Consider the following 7,031-nt stretch of genomic DNA (forward strand, 5'->3'; position numbering starts at 1 on the left):
TTCGACCCTGCCGCCCCCATGGAGGAGCGGCCGGGTTGAAAATGCCCCATCGCCTGCCAAATAAGGCAAGTCATTTCGAGGAGCACCATGTCCGGACATACCCCTTTGCCTTCTGAACCGATGGACCTGCCGCTCCTGCCATTGCGGGACGTGGTGGTGTTCCCCCACATGGTCATCCCGCTGTTCGTCGGCCGGCCCAAGAGCATCAAGGCCCTCGAGGCCGCGATGGAAGCCGAGCGCCGCATCATGCTGGTGGCCCAGAAGGCCGCGGCCAAGGACGAACCGTCGGTCTCCGACATGTTCGAGGTCGGCTGCATCTCCACGATCCTGCAGATGCTCAAGCTGCCCGACGGCACCGTGAAGGTGCTGGTCGAAGGCCAGCAGCGTGCCCGCGTCTCCAAGATCGTCGACGGCAACCAGCACTTCACCGCCACCGTCGTCCCGGTCGATTCCTCGACCGCCGAAGGCGAGCCCAAGTCCCCCGAGATCGAGGCGCTGCGCCGCGCGGTGCTCCAGCAGTTCGACCAGTACGTCAAGCTGAACAAGAAGATCCCGCCTGAGATCCTCACGTCGATCGCATCGATCGACGATCCGGGCCGCTTGGCCGACACGATCGCGGCGCACCTGCCGCTGAAGCTCGACAACAAGCAGGTCGTGCTGGACCTCGCCGAAGTCAAGGAACGCCTCGAGAACCTGTTCGAGCAGATCGAGCGCGAGGTCGAGATCCTCAACGTCGACAAGCGCATCCGCGGCCGCGTGAAGCGGCAGATGGAGAAGAACCAGCGCGATTTCTACCTGAACGAGCAGGTCAAGGCCATCCAGAAGGAACTCGGCGAAGGCGAAGAAGGCGCCGACATCGAGGAGATCGAGAAGAAGATCAAGGCCGCCAAGATGCCCAAGGACGCCAGGAAGAAGGCGGACGCGGAGCTGAAGAAGCTGAAGCTGATGTCGCCGATGTCGGCCGAGGCAACGGTGGTGCGCAACTACATCGACGTGCTCACCGGCCTGCCGTGGGCCAAGCGGACCAAGGTGAAGCACGACCTCGCGTTCGCCGAGGACGTGCTCAACGAGGACCACTACGGCCTCGAGAAGGTCAAGGACCGCATCCTCGAGTACCTCGCGGTGCAGCAGCGCGTCGACAAGGTCAAGGCGCCGATCCTGTGCCTGGTCGGCCCCCCGGGCGTCGGCAAGACGTCGCTGGGCCAGTCGATCGCCCGCGCCACCGGCCGCAAGTACGTGCGGCAGGCCCTGGGCGGCATGCGCGACGAAGCCGAGATCCGCGGCCACCGCCGCACCTACATCGGCGCGTTGCCGGGCAAGGTGCTGCAGTCGCTGTCCAAGGTCGGCACGCGCAATCCGCTGTTCCTGCTGGACGAGATCGACAAGCTCGGGCAGGACTTCCGCGGCGATCCGGCCTCGGCCCTGCTGGAGGTGCTGGATCCCGAGCAGAACCACACGTTCAGCGACCACTACGTCGAAGTCGACTTCGACCTCTCGGACGTGATGTTCGTGGCGACGTCGAACTCGATGAACATCCCGCCGGCGCTGCTGGACCGGATGGAGGTGATCCGCCTCTCGGGCTACACCGAGGACGAGAAGACCGCCATCGCCATGCGCTACCTGCTGCCCAAGCAGATGAAGAACAACGGCGTGAAGGACGCGGAACTCGAGGTCACGGAAGATGCCGTGCGCGACATCGTGCGCTACTACACGCGGGAAGCCGGCGTGCGTTCGCTGGAGCGCGAGCTGTCCAAGATCTGCCGCAAGGTGGTCAAGGGCCTGCAGCTCAAGAAGATGACGCCGCAGGTGAAGGTCACCGCGGAGAACCTCAACGACTTCCTCGGCGTGCGCAAGCACACCTACGGCCGCGCGGAGCAGCAGAACCAGGTGGGCCAGGTGGTCGGCCTGGCGTGGACGGAAGTCGGCGGCGACCTGCTGACGATCGAAGCCGCGCTGATGCCCGGCAAGGGCAACATCCAGCGCACCGGTTCGCTGGGCGACGTGATGAAGGAGTCGGTGGAAGCCGCGCGCACCGTGGTGCGCAGCCGTGCGCGCATGCTGGGCATCAAGGACGAGATCTTCGAGAAGAAGGACATCCACATCCACGTGCCCGATGGCGCCACGCCGAAGGACGGCCCGTCCGCCGGCGCGGCGATGACGACGGCGCTGGTGTCGGCGCTCAGCGGCATCCCGGTGCGCGCGGACGTCGCGATGACCGGCGAGATCACGTTGCGCGGCGAGGTCACGGCGATCGGCGGCCTGAAGGAGAAGCTGCTCGCGGCCCTGCGCGGCGGCATCAAGACGGTGCTGATCCCCGAGGAGAACACCAAGGACCTGCAGGACATCCCGGACAACGTGAAGAGCGCGCTCGAGATCGTGCCGGTCAAGTGGATCGACAAGGTGCTGGAAGTGGCGCTCGAGCGCCAGCCCACGCCGCTGGTCGACGAGGAGCCGCAGACGGTCGCGCCGGTGGTGGAAGGCACCAAGCCGGTCGCGGTGCAGCACTGAGTTTTTCAGCCTCCTGCAAGGAGGCTCGAAAAACTCCGGTATACTTGCGACTTCGACGCGGGAATAGCTCAGTTGGTAGAGCGCAACCTTGCCAAGGTTGAGGTCGAGAGTTCGAGACTCTTTTCCCGCTCCAGATCCTGAATAAAGGGCGCTACGCGCCCTTTATTCATCTGATGTCGGCGCGTTAGCAAAGCGGTTATGCAGCGGATTGCAAATCCGTTTAGATCGGTTCGACTCCGGTACGCGCCTCCAGAAAAGTCGATGCGGGAGTAGCTCAGTTGGTAGAGCGCAACCTTGCCAAGGTTGAGGTCGAGAGTTCGAGACTCTTCTCCCGCTCCAACACGTAAGGGAAGCCCTCGGGCTTCCCTTTTTCTTTGCCGTACAGTCGGGACCGGCCTGCCGCCTCGATGGTGAAATTGGCAGACACAGCGGACTTAAAATCCGCCGCTCCCTGACCGGAGCGTGCCGGTTCGATCCCGGCTCGAGGCACCAACAAGAACAGAACCCGGCCGGTCGGGTCAAAATAGGGCCGGAGAGCACCCCATGTCCCAATACGACGCCCCCTTCGAGATCCACGTGCACGGCGAAGTGCCGCTGCGCAACGGGGTGAGCTACGCCCAGCTGCAGGAGGCGCTCAAGCCCCTGTGGACCTATGCCGGCGCGAAGTCCCTGGCCGACGGCGCCGAGAGTGCCTACGAGGAAGAGCCCGGCATCAAGTTCGATGCCCAGGAGCGCATGCTCACCATGTGCTGGACGGTCGCCGGCGACCAGGACTTCCGCCAGCAGCTCGACGAGATGTGCATGTCGCTCAACGAGCTCGCGGAAGAGGGCGCCGCGATCGAGGTGACCTTCTACGATGCCGAGTTCGACGAGGAAGAGGCCGAGCCCGAGGCCGAATCCCGCGACGACTTCCTGATGCTGTTCGTCGGCCCCACGCCCGCGGCCATCATGCAGGTGCAGCGCGACCTGCTGGTGCAGGACGTCGTGAACCTGATGGAGCGCCACTTCGACGCCAACGAGCTCAATGGGGTGGTGGGCGAGATCGACAAGCTCTTCTCGCAGCGCTTCGACGCCCTCGTGAGCTCGCTCGAGCTGGGCAAGCCGCCGCGCGGCAGCGGCGGCGGCTCCGGCGGCGGGCATGGCGGCGGACGGCGCCCGCGGCATCTGCACTGAAGCCGCCATCCCCGCGCAGGCGGGGATCCAGAGCTTCCGCATTCACGCACCGCTTCGCGGCGCTTCTCCAACGCCCTGGGCCCCCGCCTTCGCGGGGATGACGGCATCTTGCTCATCCGCGCTACGATGCGCGCCGAGGAGGAGCCCCATGGCCCTGTTTTCCCAGGAAGCACTGAACCCCGGCGTGCGCAAGCGCGAGGTGTTCGGCTGGGCGATGTACGACTTCGCCAATTCCGGCTACACCACGGTCGTCATCACGGCCGTCTTCGCCGCGTACTTCGTGAGCGGCATCGCGGGCAAGGCCGAGTGGGCCACCTTCGCGTGGACCGCGGCCTTGTCGGTCTCGTACGCCATCGTGATGTTCACGATGCCGACCCTCGGCGCCTATGCCGACCTGCGCGGGGCCAAGAAGCGCCTGCTGATGCTGGTGACGGCGGGCTGCGTCCTGAGCACCGCGGCGCTCGCGCTGGCGAAGCCCGGCGCAGTGGCGGCGGCCATGGTGCTGGTCATCGTCTCCAACACCTTCTACAACTACGGCGAGTCGCTCACGGCGGCCTTCCTGCCGGAGCTCGCGCGGGCCGATTCGATGGGCAAGGTGAGCGGCTGGGGCTGGGGCTTCGGCTACTTCGGCGGCATGCTGGCCCTGGGCATCTGCCTCGGCTACGTGCTGTGGGCGCAGTCGCAGCAGATCCCTGCCTCGCAGTTCGTGCCCGTCACGATGCTGATCACCGCGGTGATCTACGGCGCCGCTTCGCTCGTCACCTTCCGGCTGCTGCAGGAGCGCGCGCAGCCCAATCCGCGCGCCCTGCAGGAAGGCGGCGTGCGCGCCTCGCTGCATCGCCTGCAGCACACCTTCCGCGAGGCGCGGCGCTACCGCGACTTCATGTGGCTGCTCGCCTGCGCGGTGTTCTACCAGGGCGGCGTGGCCGTCGCGATCGCGCTCGCCGCGATCTATGCGGAGAGCGTGATCGGTTTCCAGCCGCAGGAAACGATGGTGCTGATCTTCGTGCTGAACTTCGCGGCCGCCGCCGGCGCCTTCGCCTGGGGCTACCTGCAGGACCGCATCGGCCACAAGATCGCGCTGGGCAGCACGCTGGTGGGCTGGATCGCGGTGTGCATCATCGCGGCGCTCTCGGCCACCAAGGGCCAGTTCTGGTGGGCCGCCACGATCGCCGGCCTGTGCATGGGATCGAGCCAGTCGGCGGGACGCGCTCTCGCGGGCATGTTCGCGCCGCCGAAGCAGCTGGCGGAGTTCTACGGCCTGTGGACCTTCGCCGTGCGGCTCTCCAGCATCATCGGCCCGCTCACCTATGGAGCGATCACCTGGGCCACGGGAGGCAACCAGCGCCTGGCGATCGTGTCGACGGCGGTGCTGTTCGTGGTGGGACTGGTGCTATTGCTGAAGATCGATGTGAATCGAGGCCGCCAGGCTGCATTGGCAGCCCCGTAGGTCGGCGGTGAGCGCGCGCAGCGCCGAACCCCGACGCACGCAGCGTTACAAGGACAACCAGCGCGCGGCGGCAGTCCGCAACGCGCCCGGATCGCCGCTGGTGTGAAAGCGCACGGCCCCTGATCCGGACGGATTCAGCAACGCCTGCCCTTCCAGCAGGCGCCGCGTCTGCCGGGCCACCGGCTCGCCGGTTTCGACCAGTTGCACATCCGGCCCGAGAAGCTCGCGAAAAACCTCCGCCGCGAACGGATAGTGCGTGCATCCCAGCACCAGCGTGTCGATCTCGCCCGGCTTCGTGCCGAAGCAACACACGTCCCTGGTGTAGCGCAGGCACAGCGCGCGGACCTGCGGGCCGTCGTCCGCTTCGATCGCCGCGGCGAGTCCATCGCATGGCACCAGCGAGAACTGCGCGTGCTCGCGCAACGAATCCTGCAAGGCCTTGAATTTCGCGCTGGACAGCGTGCCGCGGGTCGCGAGCACCGCGACATGGCGCGTCTTCGTCAGCGACGCTGCGGGCTTGAGCGCCGGCTCGACGCCGACCACCGGCAGGTGCGTGTGCCTGGCGCGCAGCAGGTGCACCGCCGCGGCCGTCGCCGTGTTGCAGGCCACGACGAGGCCCTTGATCCGGTGCTGCTCCAGCAGGTCCACCGCGATCGCCAGGGAGCGGTTCGAGACGAACTCCTCGCCTTTCTCGCCGTAGGGGGCATGGCCCGCGTCGGAGAAATAGACGAAGTCTTCCCCGGGGAGTTCGGCGCGGAGGGCCCGCAGGATGCTGAGCCCCCCGACGCCACTGTCGAATACACCGATCGGCCGGTCGCGGTCCATGACCGCAACTCTACCGGCAGCGCGGACGTGCCGCGCAGGAAAAGGTCGCACCGCGTTGACAGCCTTCTTCCCCGCCAGGCAGCATTTCACGACGGCTGCCAGAAGGGCCAACGCGGCGCGCGGGGTTCATGCCCCGCCGACCCGGCAATCGATCAGGCGCGCGCCCCGGCCAGCGACCCGAAGTGCGCGGGCGAGCCTTCCTCGTTGCGGTACTTGCACCACGTGACCAGCAGCAGCATGCCCGTGAAGCCGCCCATCACCAGCATCGGCCAGGCGGCCATCAGTTCGACCAGCGAATACTTCCAGGCCAGCGGCCGGCCGACGCCCATGAAGGCGGCATAGAGCCAGGACACGCCGGAGATGACGCCCGCCACGACGGAGATGATGGTCTGGCGGAACGACAGGTTCAGGAGCGAGCCGGCCTTTTCCATCCAGGGCAGCACCACGCTGTGCAGCAGCACGCCGTTCACCGTGAGGAGGAACACGACGAGGATCTTGGCCTGGATCTTGGGGTTGGCGAAGTAGCCCCAGCCGCCCTTCACGAGCGCGTCGAGCGTCACGATCGCGGCGCCCGTCGCCCAGAGCGCGACGAGGGCGAAATACACCACCTTCTGCAGCTCGTGCAGGTTCTGCGCTTTCTTGCGGCGTGACGATGGGTCGTCCTGCAGCAGTGCGCGCAGCATGGCGACGTCGCTCGTGAGCACCAGCCCGAGGGCGATGCAGCACGCGATGAGGTGAACGTAGACGAGCGCCAGTCTGCCGAATTCCAGCAGGAGGTCCTGGTTGATGGACATTGAGATTCACTCCGGGGGGATGGGTCGCGAGACGCGACGGGGTTCAGAAGTTCGGCATGCGCGAAGCATCCCGAGTCACGGCGCCTTGTCTCGCGTCCTGCACGTGCGAATTCCGACAAAGCGAGGCGGATCGTACGTATGCTAAAGATGAGATGTAGTGAGGAAGCGTTAAAGAATGTGCATGAGCGACGCATGCAATATTACTTAGGCGTTCTAAACGACAAGCGAGCGCGAGCCCGCGCGGTGCACGTCGCACCGCGGGGCTCGCTCGCAAGATTCGT

General features: G+C 66.2%; 5 protein-coding genes and 4 tRNA genes. 7 read left to right on the forward strand and 2 right to left on the reverse strand.

The genetic code is table 11. From position 1 onward, the window contains the following. Positions 1-87: 87 nt before the first annotated feature. From lon to VF522_RS06770, 7 genes are all read left to right on the forward strand, one after another. Entirely contained in the window at positions 88-2,508 is a 2,421-nt protein-coding gene (gene lon, locus VF522_RS06740; protein ID WP_330907466.1) for an endopeptidase La, read from the forward strand. 57 nt (positions 2,509-2,565) lie between these two features. Next, positions 2,566-2,641, forward strand: a tRNA-Gly gene (locus tag VF522_RS06745). A 45-nt stretch (positions 2,642-2,686) separates the two neighbouring features. Further along, positions 2,687-2,760 (forward strand) — tRNA-Cys (locus VF522_RS06750). Between the two features lie 11 nt (positions 2,761-2,771). Continuing rightward, positions 2,772-2,847 (forward strand) — tRNA-Gly (locus VF522_RS06755). Positions 2,848-2,909: 62 nt separating this feature from the next. Then, positions 2,910-3,000 (forward strand) — tRNA-Leu (locus VF522_RS06760). A gap of 51 nt (positions 3,001-3,051) precedes the next feature. Beyond that, complete coding sequence (locus VF522_RS06765; protein WP_330907467.1) at positions 3,052-3,681, forward strand: DUF6806 family protein; 630 nt, start codon at positions 3,052-3,054, stop codon at positions 3,679-3,681. Between the two features lie 148 nt (positions 3,682-3,829). Next, positions 3,830-5,131, forward strand: a complete 1,302-nt coding sequence (locus VF522_RS06770) for an MFS transporter (protein WP_330907468.1) — start codon at positions 3,830-3,832, stop codon at positions 5,129-5,131. Between the two features lie 45 nt (positions 5,132-5,176). Here the strand turns inward: VF522_RS06770 and murI are convergent, their stop codons facing one another. Both murI and VF522_RS06780 read right to left on the reverse strand, forming a co-directional pair. Next, entirely contained in the window at positions 5,177-5,956 is a 780-nt protein-coding gene (murI, locus tag VF522_RS06775; protein ID WP_330907469.1) for a glutamate racemase, read from the reverse strand. Positions 5,957-6,108: 152 nt separating this feature from the next. Next, on the reverse strand, positions 6,109-6,750 hold the full coding sequence (locus VF522_RS06780; RefSeq protein ID WP_330907470.1) for a hypothetical protein: 642 nt from the start codon (positions 6,748-6,750) through the stop codon (positions 6,109-6,111). Positions 6,751-7,031: the final 281 nt, after the last annotated feature.

It is taken from the genome of Ramlibacter sp. (genome assembly GCF_036383835.1).
Taxonomy (GTDB): domain Bacteria; phylum Pseudomonadota; class Gammaproteobacteria; order Burkholderiales; family Burkholderiaceae_C; genus Ramlibacter.

Bases quoted from the DNA above. Each gene is read 5' to 3' on its own strand.
- lon (WP_330907466.1), top strand. From the start codon at position 88: ATGTCCGGACATACCCCTTTGCCTTCTGAACCGATGGACCTGCCGCTC.
- VF522_RS06765 (WP_330907467.1), top strand. From the start codon at position 3,052: ATGTCCCAATACGACGCCCCCTTCGAGATCCACGTGCACGGCGAAGTG.
- VF522_RS06770 (WP_330907468.1), top strand. From the start codon at position 3,830: ATGGCCCTGTTTTCCCAGGAAGCACTGAACCCCGGCGTGCGCAAGCGC.
- murI (WP_330907469.1), bottom strand. From the start codon at position 5,956: ATGGACCGCGACCGGCCGATCGGTGTATTCGACAGTGGCGTCGGGGGG.
- VF522_RS06780 (WP_330907470.1), bottom strand. From the start codon at position 6,750: ATGTCCATCAACCAGGACCTCCTGCTGGAATTCGGCAGACTGGCGCTC.